The sequence below is a fragment of the Ralstonia sp. VS2407 genome (genome assembly GCF_052950655.1).
In genome coordinates this window covers 164,295-179,033 of the sequence record NZ_JBRFVG010000001.1, presented here as the reverse complement: position 1 = coordinate 179,033, position 14,739 = coordinate 164,295, and the positions used below count along the sequence as shown (strand labels likewise).

The window sequence follows — 14,739 nt, the reverse complement described above, 5'->3', positions numbered from 1 at the left end:
GCGATGCAACGTGCGCCGATCTTTGTCGGGGCAGCCTGGCGCGAAGTGGATGGCCTCGTTTGCCCGGAGGGAAGCAATCCGCAACCGCATATCCAGCTCGCGACTAGGCGTAGTGCGCACGCATACGCTTCAGGCACACGCGCACATCGCCCACGACGAGGCGGCAGCTGCAAGCGATCATGAGGTTGCGCGGCAGGCCGAAATCTTCCACGGCCCAGCCGTCTGCATCGTTGCCATTGGTGTTCGGCACCTGACCGACCAGCGGCACGTCAGGCACGTTGTAGCACCACACGTCTTTGCCGCGGGCGATGGCGTAGCCGATTTCAAAACACGTACCGGAGTCGGGCTCGTGGCCGCGAAAATCCGCCACGTTGGCGAGCACCGCGTCGGCCGAGTCGATTAGTGTGATGTTCTGGCGGTAGATCTCCGCGGCGGTCGCAAAGCCATCAGCCTGCGGGGCGATCGCGTTGTCGAGCGGATACAGGCCGATGAAGCCGAACTCCGCGCACAGCGCCTTAAGCGCTTCGCCATGCGCGATGGGTTCGGGGCGAAAAACGTCCGGCCCGGCGAGGTAGAGACGCAACGTCATGACGCGGCCTGCAGCGAACGCAACGTGGAAGCACGTTCGACGAGCGTGCCCGGTAGCAACACGACACGGGCGTCGCCGCTCACACCTTCGATGCGCTCATGCACGAATTCGACGGCCTTGTAGCCGATGTCGTACGTCGGTTGCCGGATCGTGGTGATGCCGATCAACTCCGCCCATTCCGGATCATCGATCGACAGCAGCGCCGTCCGCTCCTGCCAAGCTGGGCCAAATTGCGTGCGCAGATGCCGCACAACGACAAGCGCAACCGGCGCGTTGGCGATAAACAGCGCCAGTCGCTTTCCGCCCTGCTGGTGCGTTGCATCGATGCGTGCATCGATCTCTGCCAGCGCACGCTCGACTGAGGCCGGATCGGTTGGGTCCAGCACCACGGTCGGCTCCGCTGGACGCCCTGTCGCTGCCATCGTTTCTCGGAAGGCGAGTTCGCGCTCCCGCCGCGAACTGACCTGCTCAAACGGCTGCACGATGAACTGGATGGAATCGAAACCGTGATCCAGCAAATGCTGCACACCCAACCTGATGGCGTCGCGGTTATCGAGGCCCACCAGGTCGGCGTCAAACCCTTCGACCGTGCGATCCACCAGCACGGCAGGAATGCCGCCGCCCCGCAGCGGACGCAGCACGGCTTCTTCCGCACCGAGCGCGTTGACGATCAATCCCTCGACCCGGTACGTCGTCAGCAACTGCACGAACCGGCGCTCCATCTCGATCTCATTTGCGGCGTGGCAGATGAGCGGCATGTAGCCCAGCGCGTGGCAGGCTGCCTCCACGCCTTGCAGCACTTCGATCGTATAAGGATTGGTCAGGTCAGCCACCAGCATGCCGAGCAGACGGTTGCGGCCGCGCTTGAGACCGCGCGCCATCTGGTTGGGCCGGTAGTTCAACCGCTGGATGGCGGCTTCGATGCGCTGCCGCAGATCTTCGGAAAGGACCTGCATCTCGCCGTTCAGATAGCGGGACACGCTGGTCTTGCCGGTTCCCGCTTCGCGGGCCACATCGGTGATGGTCGCAGGGCGCGAGGAAGAGGATGGGGAATCAGTCACGATGCGCTTCAGAACGGTCCGTCGGCGCGAGGGGCCGGAGCCAGGGTGCGAGGATCATAGCGCAATCCCGGTACCCGACTCATGAAGCGCGGGCGGGGTCCAGTACCTGCGGATTGACCAGGTTCTCACGCAACGTGCCAGCCAGCGCCTTGACCAGGTTGTCGGCGGCGCAGCGGGCCATTGCGTGTCGCGTCTCGTGCGTTGCAGAGCCGATATGGGGCAATGCAACTACGTTCTTCATGGCCAGCAGTGGCGAATCGGCGGCCAACGGCTCGCGCTCGAACACGTCCAACCCAGCGCCGCGGATCGTGCCGTTGTGCAATGCATGGATGAGCGCTGCCTCGTCAACGACGGGCCCACGCGACGCATTGATCAGGATCGCGCTGCGCTTCATCTTCGCCAGTTCTGCCGCGCCGATCAGGTGCTGCGTTTCAGGCGTCAGCGGCACCTGCAGGCAAACAAAATCGGCTTCGGCCAGCAACGTGTCGAGCGTCACGCGGCGCGCGCCGTACTGCGCTTCGGCCTCGGGATGCGGGTGCCGGTTCGTGTACAGCACACGCATACGGAAACCTAGCGCAGCACGGCGAGCCACTGCCGCACCGATGCGACCCAGCCCGACGATACCAATCGTCTTGCCCTGAACATCCGTGCCGTAAAGCTCGGGCCCGATGCTGCGCTGCCAGTTGCCTGCCCGGACCCACTCGGCCAGCTCAACGACGCGCCGGGCCGACGCGAGAATCAGCGAAAACACGGTATCGGCGGTTGACTCGGTCAACACATCCGGTGTGTGCGCCAGCGCAATGCCACGGTGCGTGAGATCGGGCACGTCGAAATTGTCATAACCGACGGAGATCGTGGACCACGCCTTGAGCCGGGGCGCGCGGTCGAGCATCTGCGGCGTGATCTTCAGGCTCGCACCGATCGCGCCCTCGGCGTTGGCAAGCGCCTCGGTCAACGCCGCAGCGCCGTCGACCTGCACGAGTTCGACATGCTCGCGCAATTGGGCGACGACATCGTCGGGCAATGGCTTATAGGCAACGACGAGAGGTTTCATCAATTCATTTTCCTGGCAGGGGATGCGCGAGCGCGTAAGCATCGCGCGGTTGCGGCTTGACGCAGAGCGTGAGGATCACGGCCGCAAAAAGTGCGGCGCTCATGAATGCGTACGACGCCAGCGGCGAGCCGGTGGCACCGTTCAGGTAGCCGACGAAGTACGAGCCGACAAACGAACCGAGGGCGCCCATGCTGTTGATCAGCGCCATCGCACCGCCCGCGACGTTCTTCGGCAGCAGCTCCGGCACGATGGCGAAGAACGGACCATACGGTGCATACATCGCCGCGCCGGCAATGACGAGCAGCGCGTACGACAACCAGAAGTGCGTTGACCCGAGTGCAAACGATGCAGCAAACGCCGCAGCGCCCACCAGCAGGAACGGCCAAACGAAACCGCGCCGCGAACCGATCTTGTCCGACGCCCACGACGCCGCAAGCATCGCGATGGTGGCAGCAAGATACGGCAACGCCGACAGCCAGCCCGTCTCGACCATGCCGAGCGACGAGCCATTCTTAACGATGGACGGCAGCCACAGCACGAAGCCATAGACGCCGATGCTCCAGCAGAAGTACTGCGCGCACAGCTTGATGACGACCGGCGAGCGGAAGGCCTCGCCATAGTTGCGCATCGGCTTGATGGCCGCCTGCTCCGCCGCCAATGCCTGTTCCAGGTCGCGCTTTTCCTGTGTGCTCAGCCACGATGCCTGCGCCGGCTTGTCCTGCACCAGGCACCACCAGCACACGGCCCAGATGATGGCGGGCACGCCCTCGGCGATAAACATATGGCGCCAGCCGAACTCGCGCACGAGGTAGCCCGACACCACCGACATCCAAAGCACCGTCACGGGATTACCGAGAATCAGAAACGTATTCGCGCGCGAACGCTCGTGCTTGGTAAACCAGTTGCTGATGTAGATGAGCATCGCAGGCATGACGGCCGCCTCGACCACACCCAGCACAAACCGGATCGCCAGCAGCGAGGGAATGTCACTCACGACGCCCGTCAGCGCCGCGCACAAGCCCCACAACACCAGGCTGATGAACACGAGCTTCTTCACGCTGCGGCGTTCTGCGTAAATTGCGCCCGGAATCTGGAAGAAGAAATAGCCGAGAAAGAACAGCGCGCCGATCAACGATGACAGCCCCTGGCTGATCCCCAGATCGTGGTTGATGCCGGCCGCTGCCGCGAAGCCGTAGTTCGCGCGATCGAGGTAGGCCAGGCTGTACGTGATAAAGACGATCGGCATGATCATCCACCAGCGCCGCGCCGCGAGTTGCGTTGCCATGTTCGTGTCTCCTTTGATGGTTTGCGTTGCCCGCGAAGGGCGGCAGTCGAAGCGCTGCGTTACACGCTGGGAATGGGTTCCGGCTCGCACACAATGCGGGCCGCTTGCTCAAGCACATCAAGCTCAGCGCGAGTCGGCAGGCCTTCGGAATCCCCGATCACCTGGATCGCCAGCGCGCCGATACGGTTGCCGCGCGCAACGGCCAACTCGGGTGACTGCCCTTCGAGCAGAGCGCTGACAACGCCCACGGCAAAGCCGTCACCCGCGCCCACCGTGTCGACAACGCGCTCCACACGCACACCCTCGGCGATGCCTTCTGCTCCGTCGGCGGTCCGGTAGTACGCGCCGGCAGCGCCCAGCTTGATGGCGACACCACGCGCACCTCGATCGAGGTAGAAGCGCGCGATATCGGCCGGGGTGTCATAGCCCGTCAGTTGCTGTCCCTCGGTCAAGCCGGGCAGCACCCAATCGGAAAGCGACGCCAGCGCGTTCAGCGTGCTCACCATCTCCGCAGCGGAAGGCCATAGCGTTGGGCGCAGATTCGGATCGAACGAGATTGATCTACCGGCCGCGCGCATCTCTTGTGCAAGGTGGAACGCAAGTTCGCACGACGATGCGGAAATCGCGGGGGCCACACCCGTGAGATGCAGATGGCGAGCACCGAGCACATAGTCGGCCACATAGTCGGCGCAGGAGAGGCGGCTGGCGGCCGATCCCTTGCGGAAGTACTCCACACGCGGGTCGCTGCCATCGTCGGTGCGCGACTTCAGCTGGAAGCCGGTCGGATATTGCGGGTCCACCACCACGCACGAGGCATCGATCCGTTCGCGTGCCAGCGTTTCCAGCACGTATTCACCAAACGAATCCTGCCCAACTCGGCTCACATAGCCGACGCGAAAACCGAGGCGGCTCAAGCCGATGGCCACGTTCAGATCGGCACCCGCGATGCGTTTGGTGAATTGCGTGGCCTGGGCCAGCGGCCCGGGCGCAGTCGCTACGAACATCGCCATGGCTTCGCCGTAGGTGATGACATCCAACATCTGTGACATGCGTAAGCTCCTTTGATGTCGAGTCACAGTCAGGCGGCCTTGAGCCACGTGACATGCTGATGGGCATCGGCGGCGAGATCGACCGCGTCGAACGGAAATTCGATGCCGCGCGGAACATCGCCCGGCAATGCTGCCAACACAGCGGCGAACCCCGCATCGCTGCCCGCTGGCGCCACCGCAAAGCGGCGTGCCCCCTCGCCCGCGACGCTCTTGCAATGGATGTATTCCACATAGGGGGCCAGGGCTCGCGCACACGCCAGCGGCGCTTCACCCGACCACTCCCAGTTGCCAACATCGAATGTCATGCCCAGCATGTCGGCCACACCCGCGCTTTCCAATGCGTCGAACAACCCTCGGAACTGCGCGAGGGAGCCGCCCACCGTCTGCTGACCGTTCTCAACCAGCACCCGGGGGCGCCAGCCTTGCAGCAGCTGGGCGAGCACTTCTGCCGACGCATCGCCGGCAAACCCGCCAAGCTGGAACTTCACGATGCGCGCGCCCAAGGTTTGCGCTTCCGCCAGCGCGCCGCGAATAGCGGCAGCATCCAGAGCGCCGTCGTCCGTGTACAGCGTGGCCGGCGTCGAATAGACCGCCCAGAGGCCATGCGCGGCAATCAGCCGGCCCAAGGCAGCGAGGAGCTGCGCCGAAACCGTGCCATCGAGCCCAGCGGGCAAGAGTTCGCGCCGCACCTCGAAGCCGGCCGCGCCGACCGATGCGGCCACGGGAACATAGGCGTGATGCCCCTGCTCGAGCACGTGGGCGGCGCCAAACGCGCTCGCCACGATCACGATATCTGCCATTTGTGCGCTTTTCTCCGTATGGAACCGGTTCCAATGGAAGATATGGTGGTTGCTGCAGGTGATGAGCGCTATAGAGGAAATCCCTAGCGGCGCGGGCGGAAAGCGACGCGGCGGTCAGGTGATGACGCTATCGGGAAGGCACACCGTGCTATCGATGTGGATGCTCGACCACGCAGAGAGCGCCCGAGGAGACGAAGTTGGGCGGAAGGACAGCCAAACAAAAAGGGCCGACAGTCGCCTGTCAGCCCTTCGAATTTTTGGTGGGTCCTGCGGGATTCGAACCCGCGACCAATAGATTAAAAGTCTACTGCTCTACCGACTGAGCTAAAGACCCCAAAGACCGCGATTATAGGAAGATATCCGCGCCTCTGTCAACGCCCCTCCGGTCAGACAAGCCGCTCCATCCGCCACATCTGGTAGCGGAACGCCAGCACCGCACCGATCACGATACCGGCCAGCGCGATGAACGAGCCGATCGCCAACGTCGACACGCCCGACAGGCCCTGCCCGATCGTGCATCCCAGCGCCGTGACGCCCCCAATGCCCATCAGGATGCCGCCAATGATGTGATTGCCCGTGTCCTCGGCATTGGCAAAGCCTTCCCAGCGGAACGTGCGCGTGGCCAGTGCCACCACCGCCGAGCCAGCAATCACCCCCAGCACGCTCACGATGCCGACCGTCAGCACCTTCGACGTATCGCTGAAGAACATCAGCCACTCCAGCGTGTACGACACCGGCGCAACGAAGCTGAGCGCTTCCATGCGGCCGCTGTTGGTCGCTACAAAGGCTTCCTGCAGCGTGTTCGGATCTTCCTGCACGTAGCCGAGATGCCCCGACACATACCACATGCCGACGATGATGAGCCCGACGCCGATGCCGCCGAGCAGGTTGTCACGCGTGCGGAAATCACGCGCGAGCAGCGCCCACAGCGACAGCGCCCCGCCCATCACCAGCGCCAGCACCAGGCGCAGCATGCGCACATCGGCGGAGAACGCGTGGCTCAGCACGCTGGGCAGATCCTGCGACGTCGGCAGCGCAATGGCAACGCTATCCACCGTGGCCACACGCACTACGCCAAATACGCCCTTGAGCGTCATGTATGCCGCCAGCCCCAGGAACACGAACACCACGACCGACTTGAGATTGCCGCCGCCGATGCGCACCAGCGTCTTGCTGCCGCAGCCCGAGCCCAGCACCATGCCGAAGCCGAACAGCAGCCCGCCCACGAGCGAAGACAGCCACAGCAGCTTGCTTGCCGTGTAGATCGTCTTGCTTGTATCGATCAGGCCAAGCCAGCTCAGGCACCCCGTGCCGATCATGGCCACGCCGATGGCCAGCGCCCACATGCGCAACCGGTTCCAGTCGCCGATGTTGACGACGTCGGACACCGCACCCATCGTGCAGAAGTGTGTGCGCTGCAGGATCGCGCCAAACACGAACGTAAGCGCGAACGTGGCCCACAGCACCGTGTGGGACAACGCGTTGAGGTCGATATCGGGCATGGTGCGTTAGACGTAGCGGGTGGGGTCGGGCACGCCGGCGGCTTCAAACCCGGCCTTGCGGATGCGGCACGAATCGCACACGCCGCACGCGCGGCCTTCGTCGTCGGCCTTGTAGCACGACACGGTCAGGCCGTAGTCCACGCCCAGCCGCACGCCGGCCTGGATGATTTCCGCCTTGGTCATGTTGATGATGGGTGCGTTCACGCGGATGCGCTCGCCTTCCACGCCAGCCTTCGTCGCGAGGTTGGCGAGCGTTTCGTAAGCGGCAACGTATTCGGGGCGGCAATCCGGATAGCCGGAGTAGTCCACGGCATTCGCGCCAAAGAAGAGGTCACGCGCGCCAACCGCCTCGGCCCAGCCAAGCGCCAGCGACAGCATGATCGTGTTGCGCGCCGGCACATACGTGATCGGGATGCCCGACTGCGCACCGTCGGTCGGCACATCGAGCGCATCGTCCGTCAACGCGGAGCCCCCGAACTTGCGCAGGTCCAGATCGACGATTTCATGGCGCACTGCGCCCAGCGTCGCCGCCACTTTCTTGGCCGCTTCCAACTCGGAGGAGTGGCGTTGGCCATAGCGCATCGACAGCGCGTAAGTCTCAAAGCCATCGGCATTGGCCATGGCGAGCACGGTGGCAGAGTCCAGCCCGCCGGAGAGCAGGACGATGGCGCGTTTTTTCATGGGCGAAGCCTTGCGAAGCAAATCGGGAAGGTCCGCATTTTAGCGTGCCGCCGCCCTGCCCGCGCCGGATGCGGCATATGCCCGCCATTCGGCGCCCCATGAAAAACGCCCGCCGGTGCAGCCACGGGCGGGCGTTTGTTCATATGCCGTGCAGCTTGCCGTTCAGCGCATCGTCTTCAGGCGGCTTTGCGCGGTCTTGGCCTGCTCGGTACCGGGATACTGCGAGACCACCGATTCCAGCGTCTTGCGTGCGGCCGCCTTCTGGCCCGACTCACCCTGGTTGGTCGCCACCTGCAGCAACGCATCGGGCGCCTTCGGATGCTGCGGGTTGCTGCGTGCCATGTTCTCCAGCACGTAGCTCGAGCCCTTGTAGTCGCGCTGCGCATAGAGCGCATTGCCCAGCCAGAACTGCGCCAGCGGCAGATACGGGCTTTGCGGATACTTCTTCACGAACGCCGAGAACTGGTTGCCCGCGCCTTTGAAGTCGCCACTCTGGAACGCCTTGAGCGCGGCGTCGTATTCCGGCTTCTCGTTCGGCTGGACCATGCCTTCGCGGCCGTCCACCGTCGCTTGCTGCGGCTCAAATTTCTTCAGGCGCGCATCCAGGTCGGCGTAGTAATCCTTCTGCTGCTTGGTCAGCGTATCGACGCTGTTCTGCAGGACTTCGTTCTGCCCGCGCAGGCGCGCCACTTCGGATTTGAGCGTTTCGATCTGGTTTTGCGCATCGATCAGGTTCTTACTGTTCTGATCGATGCGCTGGGCCGCCGTCGACTGGAAGTTGTTGAACTTGTCGCGCATGTCGATGATGGCGCGGCGCGCCTCATCGTCGTCAAACACCCCCGCTGCCGCCGGGCCGGCCATGGTGAGGGCGCCACCCGCGACGAGCGTCGCCATCAGGATGGCCCGACGCGTGGCCCCATAAGCGCGCTGTTTCATCATCGTATTCATGTGATTGCCAACGTAAGAACGCCGGCCGCAACCTCGCAGCCGGCGCGTTCCACTTCAAACCGTACCGATCAATAGACGATGTCGGCGCGGCGGTTCTGTGCCCACGAGTCTTCGTCGTGGCCGGTCGCTTGCGGCTTTTCCTTACCCAGGCTCACGGCTTCCATCTGGCTGTCAGGCACCCCCATCGACGACAGGGCGCGACGCACGGCCTCTGCACGCTTCTGGCCCAGTGCGAGGTTGTATTCGCTCGTGCCGCGCTCGTCGGTGTTGCCCTGGATCAGGATCTTGCGCTGGTTATGCGATTGCAGGTAACGCGAGTGCTGACCCAGCAGGCCCTGGTACTCCGGCTTGACCGAGTAGCTGTCGAAATCGAAGTAGATGCTGCGCTTGGCCAGCGGGCTGTTCGGGTCGGTCAGCTCGTCACGGCCCACGTCCACCGGGGTCACCGTGCGGGCATCAGCGCCCGTGCCGGCGGCACCGCCCGTACCGTTCTTGGCGGTGTCATCGAGCTTCACGCCCGAGCTGCAAGCGCCCAGGGCCAGCAGCGCGGCAATGGCTGCGAGTTTGATCATGGTTTGGGACTTCGACATGTCCGATTTCTCCTAGTGGAACAGCTTCGTTATTGCATGAAAGGACCCCACGCCGGCTCACGAACTTCGCCGGCCTGGAGGGAAAGAACCTGACGCGTACGGCCATCGGTCGACACGGCGGCCAACACCGATTTGCCGCCAACGCGCGTGGAATACAGGATGAACTTGCCGTTGGCAGCGAAGCTCGGCGATTCATCGTGCGATGTATCCGTCAGCGCATTCACATCGCCGTTGGACAAGTCCTGCGTGTACAGGCGGAACGCGCCGCCCACACGCGAGATGTACGCCAGCAGCTTGCCGTCAGGCGACACACGCGGGCTCGTGTTGTAGTTGCCCTTGAACGTCACGCGCTGCGCACCGCCCGCCTCTTCGCCGTCAACCGACATGCGATAGATCTGCGGGGCGCCGCCACGATCGCTCGTGAAGTAGATGTAACGGCCATCCGGCGAGAACGACGGCTCCGTATCGATGGCGCTGCTGCGGCTCAGGCGGCGCAGGCCCGAGCCATCGGCGTTGACCAGATAGACCTGCGTGTTGCCATCGCGCGAGAGCGACACCGCCACGTGGCGGCCGTCCGGCGACCAGGCCGGCGCCGAGTTGTTGCCCTTCTGGTTCGAGATGACCGTGCGGCGGCCCGCCACCAGATCATGCACGTACACCACCGGCTTTTTGCTCTCGAACGAGACATACGCGACCTTGGTGCCGTCCGGCGACCACGACGGCGAGATGATCGGCTCATTGCTCGTCAATGCGATCTGCGGATTGGCGCCGTCCGAGTCGGAAATCTGCAGCTGGAAGCGGCGGCCGACCTTGGACACGTACGACAGCCGCGTCGCAAAAATACCGCGCTCGCCAATCAGCTTCTGATAGATGTAATCGGCAATTTCGTGCGCGGCTAAGCGCAGTTGGCCAGGGCCGCGCGTCAGCGACAGACCGCCCAGGCTTTCGCCCTTGGCCGTGTCGTACAGGCGGAAGCGGATTTCGTAGCGATCGCCGTTGCGGGTCACGGTGCCGCCCACGAAGGCTGCGGCGCCCTTGGCTTTCCATGCACCCAGGTCAGGTGCCGGGCTTTCCGGCACCACGGCGCCGGCCACATCGACGTTTGAGAAGCGGCCGCTGCGCACCAGGTCTGCCCGGACAATCGCCGAAAGGTTTTGCGGAGCCTGTGCCTCACCCTGGAAGTTGGCGATCGCGATCGGGTACTGGCTGGCGCCGACGCCCGAGATCTCCACGTTGAGCTGGGCATGGGCCACGCCGGCGCTTGCCGCAGTCAGCAGCAGTGCCTGCGCTGCGCGTCGGAACATCGGGATCCACATCGTTCGCATCATGTTCATCTTCCCTACTATCAAATCCGGAATCTGAGTACCGTTGGCCGACGCCGCGTAGGCGAGCACCGACCCGTTATTCCTTCGGCCGGAACGTCAGGATGACGCTCGACGGCGCTTTGCCATTGGTGTCGCGAGGCAACGGATCAGAGCGCTCGACCGCGCGCATGACAGCCTCGTCATAGGCGCCGTTGCCGCTCGATTTCGTCAGCCGCTTGGACAGGATCGAACCGTCCGGCGCCATCTGCACCGACACGACCGCCGATGGGTTGCCATTGACGGCCGAAGGATCGAACAGGATGTTCGGCTTGACCTTGGCTCGCACACGCTCGGCATACCCTGCCGATGCTGTACCACCCGTGCCCTGAGCATTGCCGACACCACCGCCAGAGCCCGCCACCGTGCCAGTCGCACCCGCACCCGCCATTGCGCGCAGCCGATCCAGCTGTGCCTGACGCTGTGCATTGGCGCGCGATTCATTCGCCTTGCGCTCGGCATCGGCCTTGGCCTTGGCTTCTGCAGCGGCCTTCGCTTTCAACTCCTTCTGCTTCGCTTCGGCTTCCGCCTTGGCTTTGGCTTCGGCCTGGGCTTGCAGTTGCGCATTCTTGCGAGCCTGCGCCGCGTCCGCCGCGGCCTTTTCAGCTGCCTTTTCCTTGGCCTGCTGTTCGGCCAGGGCCTTACGTTGGAGTTCCGCCTGGCGGGCCTGTTGCTCTTCCTTCAGACGGGCCTGACGCTGTGCTTCGGCGCGGTCTTCCGCGGCTCGGCGGGCAAGCTCGGCCTCACGGGCGGCAGCAGCCTCCTGCTCACGCTTGCGCTTCTGCTGCTCCAGCGCGATATCGGCTTCCTCTTCCACCTTGGCCGGCGGCGCCTTGATCACCGGTTCCGGCTTGACCTCAGGCACCGGCGCGGCCTGCTGCACGGCCTGCTGAACCGCAGCCTCGTCCCACAGCTCGGCCTCTTCGCCGCGCGGGGTGCTGCTCTGCCACTGCACGCCAAAGTACAGAAAGATGATCAGCAGAACGTGTGTCAGGACCGCCAGCCCGAACGCGCGCAGCGTGCCACGCTCGCGCACAGGCTCATAACGATGCAACGACGTCGTAGTCATGACGTTCAGGTTGCCCCGCCTTGGTTCGTCAACGCTCGGTTCATCAACGTGCTCATGACGATTTCACCATCAGGCCGACGCGCTTGACGCCATCGCCCTTGAGCACGCTCATTACGGTCAGCACGCGGTCGTATTGGACCGACTTGTCGGCGGCAATCACGACGGGCTGATCGGGGTTTTCGTCAGTGCGCTGCTTCACAAATGCGCGCAGCTCGTTGTTGTTGGCGAGCTTCTGCTCGATTGCTCCCGAACCTGTTTTGACGCGAGCAAGGATCGTGCCGTCACCCTTGATGGTCACGACGATCGGCGGCTGGGTCTGTTGCGGCGTGGCATTGGCCACCGAGGGCAGATTGACCACCCCCGGGTTCACCACGGGCGCCGCCACCATGAAGATGACCAGCAGCACCAGCATCACGTCGATGTACGGAACGACATTAATGTCGGCCTTGGCCCGTCGGGCGCGGCGCGTTCGCTGGATGGTAGCCATGAGCGCGGCTCCTTAGCGCGTCTGGCGCTGGAGGATGTTCGAGAACTCTTCCATGAAGCTCTCGAAGCGGTTGGCCAGGCGGTCCATCTCGGTGGCGTAGCGGTTGTAGGCAATCACCGCCGGAATGGCCGCAAACAGGCCGATGGCCGTAGCGACCAGCGCTTCGGCAATACCGGGCGCCACGGCCGACAACGTCGCCTGCTGCACGTTGGACAGGCCGCGGAAGGCGTTCATGATCCCCCACACGGTCCCGAACAGGCCGATGTACGGGCTAACCGAGCCGACGGACGCCAGGAACGGCAGATGCGATTCCAGTGAATCCATCTCGCGCTGGTAGGCCGCACGCATGGCACGGCGGGAAGCATCCAGAATGGCACTCGGATCCCCGCCACCGCGCTGCAGCTCGCGCGCCTTGAGGTATTCGCGCATGCCGGCTTCAAAGATGCGCTCGAGCGCCCCCGTCGTGTGGCGGTTGTTGGCAGCGCTCTGATACAGCGCCTGCAGGTCGCCGCCGGCCCAGAAATCGCGCTCGAACGATTCTGTCTGGCTGCGCGCGGCGCGCAGCGCAAACGCTTTGCGGAAGATGTACGTCCAGGAGAACAGCGACATCACCAGCAGCAGGCCCATGACGAATTGGACCAGGAGGCTGGCGTGCAGCACCAGCGAGACGATCGACAGATCTTGTGTGACCTCGACGGGATTCATGCGGCGGCTTTGATGGTTGCGAGTACGGGAGCGGGAATCGGGGTCGGCCGGAAAGTGAGCCGGTCGACACATCCAACACGAATCGTGCCTGATGCGAGCAAAATGTCGCCGCGCCAGCCTTCCTGGGCGAATTGGACCGACGCGGGGCCGACCCGTTCCATACGCGAACGGATCTGCAGCAGGTCGTCCAGGCGCGCCGGCGCGCGGTAATCCACAGCGGTGCTGCGCACCACAAAAATGGCCCCGGTCGTATCGGCCAGCGCCTGCTGGTCGACCCCAAGCGCGCGCAGCCATTCAGTGCGGGCGCGCTCAAAAAATTTCAAATAGTTGGCGTAAAACACCACGCCACCCGCGTCGGTATCTTCCCAATACACGCGGAGGTTCCAGTCAAAAGAAGCCATCGGGTAATTTTACCAAGACGCAAGTGACGGCCAGCCATCCACCGACCGGCCGAGGGCTTGCGCTGGGATTCAGGCCATGCCTCGCGTCACGCTGGTGGCCGAGAATGACTGGCAAACGGGCATCAGCTCCATCGCGTTGACATTGAAGTGCGCGGGAAGCGCCGCCATCCAGTAGACGGCCTCGGCGATGTCGTCGGCGGTCAGGGCTTCCGTGCCTTCGTAGACCTTCTCCACGCGGGCATCGTCGCCCTTGAAACGCACGTTGGAAAACTCTGTGCCGGAGCAAAGACCTGGCTCGACGTTCGAGACGCGCACGCGCGTGCCGGTCAGGTCTGCGCGCAAGTTCAACGAGAACTGGCGCACGAACGCCTTGGTCGCGCCATACACGTTGCCGCCCGGATACGGGTACGTCCCGGCAATGGAGCCGATATTGATAATGTGACCGCGGTTGCGCTCGACCATGGCGGGAAGCAACGCACGCGTCATATGGACCAGTCCGGAGCAGTTGGTACCGATCATGCGGTCCCAGTCGGACAGATCAGCGCGCTGGGCGGGTTCGAGGCCCAAGGCCAGACCGGCGTTGTTGACCAGCACGTCGACTTCGCGCCAGCCCTCAGGCAGCGTGCCCGGCAACGCGGCAACGGCATCGGCATCCAGCACGTCCAGCACCAACGGCAGCACGGCGTCGCCCAATTCAGCCTTGAGCGCGTCGAGACGGTCCTGGCGGCGGCCTGCCGCGATCACACGATGGCCTTCTCGCACGAAACGCCGCGCGATGGCCGCGCCGAACCCGGCGGTTGCGCCGGTCACGAATACGATCATGGAAGTGTCTCCGGACCTTAAGAAAGCGAAAGATCAGAGTTTACCTGAAGCCTTGAACCGCATTGCACCGCAATGTGCGTGTCTGCACGCTCGCTTCTTGCGGCGACCATGGGGCTGTCGTACACTCGCGGGCAACCATTCCACCTTGCGCGACTGGCGAATCCTGAAGCTGCTTTGCGCAGCTTCGACATGTGGGCAGCGACCACGAGGAAGCGCAAGGTTTCTGGCGTCATGCACAACGGCGCCTGCCGCTCGCCTGGGCAGCGAATGGGAAGCACAGGGTGACTTGGACACCCGCTGCAGTCGGCCAACACCGAGCGCAGTCGTTCAAGCCG

At 64.0% G+C, this 14,739-nt stretch carries 16 protein-coding genes, 1 tRNA gene and 1 riboswitch; all 17 genes read right to left on the bottom strand.

The window, feature by feature from the left end:
• Positions 1 to 103: 103 nt before the first annotated feature.
• Positions 104 to 589, bottom strand: a complete 486-nt coding sequence (locus ACU8YE_RS00860; protein ID WP_232042227.1) for a nucleoside 2-deoxyribosyltransferase — start codon at positions 587 to 589, stop codon at positions 104 to 106.
• Complete coding sequence (locus ACU8YE_RS00855; RefSeq protein WP_343619196.1) at positions 586 to 1,650, bottom strand: LacI family DNA-binding transcriptional regulator; 1,065 nt, start codon at positions 1,648 to 1,650, stop codon at positions 586 to 588. Before ACU8YE_RS00855 ends, ACU8YE_RS00860 begins: the two co-directional genes overlap by 4 nt.
• Positions 1,651 to 1,729: 79 nt before the next feature.
• Positions 1,730 to 2,704, bottom strand: coding sequence for an NAD(P)-dependent oxidoreductase (locus tag ACU8YE_RS00850; protein WP_446927918.1), 975 nt, complete (start codon positions 2,702 to 2,704; stop codon positions 1,730 to 1,732).
• Positions 2,705 to 2,708: 4 nt separating this feature from the next.
• Positions 2,709 to 3,989: an MFS transporter gene (locus tag ACU8YE_RS00845; RefSeq protein ID WP_446927917.1), complete on the bottom strand. Its 1,281-nt coding sequence runs from the start codon at positions 3,987 to 3,989 to the stop codon at positions 2,709 to 2,711.
• Positions 3,990 to 4,048: 59 nt separating this feature from the next.
• Positions 4,049 to 5,038, bottom strand: a complete 990-nt coding sequence (locus ACU8YE_RS00840; protein WP_446927916.1) for a sugar kinase — start codon at positions 5,036 to 5,038, stop codon at positions 4,049 to 4,051.
• Between the two features lie 29 nt (positions 5,039 to 5,067).
• Positions 5,068 to 5,838: a sugar phosphate isomerase/epimerase family protein gene (locus ACU8YE_RS00835; protein ID WP_446927915.1), complete on the bottom strand. Its 771-nt coding sequence runs from the start codon at positions 5,836 to 5,838 to the stop codon at positions 5,068 to 5,070.
• Between the two features lie 258 nt (positions 5,839 to 6,096).
• Positions 6,097 to 6,172: transfer RNA gene (locus ACU8YE_RS00830), tRNA-Lys, on the bottom strand.
• Positions 6,173 to 6,224: 52 nt separating this feature from the next.
• A complete protein-coding gene (locus ACU8YE_RS00825) occupies positions 6,225 to 7,340 on the bottom strand; it encodes a YeeE/YedE family protein (protein WP_446927914.1) in 1,116 nt (371 codons plus the stop codon).
• Positions 7,341 to 7,346: 6 nt separating this feature from the next.
• Complete coding sequence (gene queC, locus ACU8YE_RS00820; RefSeq protein ID WP_260802872.1) at positions 7,347 to 8,021, bottom strand: 7-cyano-7-deazaguanine synthase QueC; 675 nt, start codon at positions 8,019 to 8,021, stop codon at positions 7,347 to 7,349.
• A gap of 162 nt (positions 8,022 to 8,183) precedes the next feature.
• Positions 8,184 to 8,969 (bottom strand): tol-pal system protein YbgF, encoded by a 786-nt coding sequence (gene ybgF / locus ACU8YE_RS00815; RefSeq protein ID WP_316868565.1) that lies wholly within the window; start codon positions 8,967 to 8,969, stop codon positions 8,184 to 8,186.
• A gap of 68 nt (positions 8,970 to 9,037) precedes the next feature.
• A complete protein-coding gene (pal, locus tag ACU8YE_RS00810) occupies positions 9,038 to 9,559 on the bottom strand; it encodes a peptidoglycan-associated lipoprotein Pal (RefSeq protein WP_232042219.1) in 522 nt (173 codons plus the stop codon).
• 29 nt (positions 9,560 to 9,588) lie between these two features.
• Positions 9,589 to 10,893, bottom strand: coding sequence for a Tol-Pal system beta propeller repeat protein TolB (gene tolB / locus ACU8YE_RS00805; RefSeq protein WP_232042218.1), 1,305 nt, complete (start codon positions 10,891 to 10,893; stop codon positions 9,589 to 9,591).
• Between the two features lie 67 nt (positions 10,894 to 10,960).
• Positions 10,961 to 11,989, bottom strand: a complete 1,029-nt coding sequence (gene tolA, locus ACU8YE_RS00800; protein ID WP_260802873.1) for a cell envelope integrity protein TolA — start codon at positions 11,987 to 11,989, stop codon at positions 10,961 to 10,963.
• A 52-nt stretch (positions 11,990 to 12,041) separates the two neighbouring features.
• Positions 12,042 to 12,476: a protein TolR gene (gene tolR, locus ACU8YE_RS00795; protein ID WP_092971767.1), complete on the bottom strand. Its 435-nt coding sequence runs from the start codon at positions 12,474 to 12,476 to the stop codon at positions 12,042 to 12,044.
• A gap of 12 nt (positions 12,477 to 12,488) precedes the next feature.
• On the bottom strand, positions 12,489 to 13,181 hold the full coding sequence (gene tolQ, locus ACU8YE_RS00790; RefSeq protein WP_004629517.1) for a protein TolQ: 693 nt from the start codon (positions 13,179 to 13,181) through the stop codon (positions 12,489 to 12,491).
• Positions 13,178 to 13,582, bottom strand: coding sequence for a tol-pal system-associated acyl-CoA thioesterase (gene ybgC, locus ACU8YE_RS00785; RefSeq protein WP_253536597.1), 405 nt, complete (start codon positions 13,580 to 13,582; stop codon positions 13,178 to 13,180). The genes tolQ and ybgC overlap by 4 nt, the downstream gene beginning before the upstream one ends.
• A gap of 69 nt (positions 13,583 to 13,651) precedes the next feature.
• Entirely contained in the window at positions 13,652 to 14,404 is a 753-nt protein-coding gene (gene ydfG, locus ACU8YE_RS00780) for a bifunctional NADP-dependent 3-hydroxy acid dehydrogenase/3-hydroxypropionate dehydrogenase YdfG (RefSeq protein ID WP_440076776.1), read from the bottom strand.
• Positions 14,405 to 14,543: 139 nt separating this feature from the next.
• Positions 14,544 to 14,673: riboswitch (ZMP/ZTP riboswitch) on the top strand.
• Positions 14,674 to 14,739: the final 66 nt, after the last annotated feature.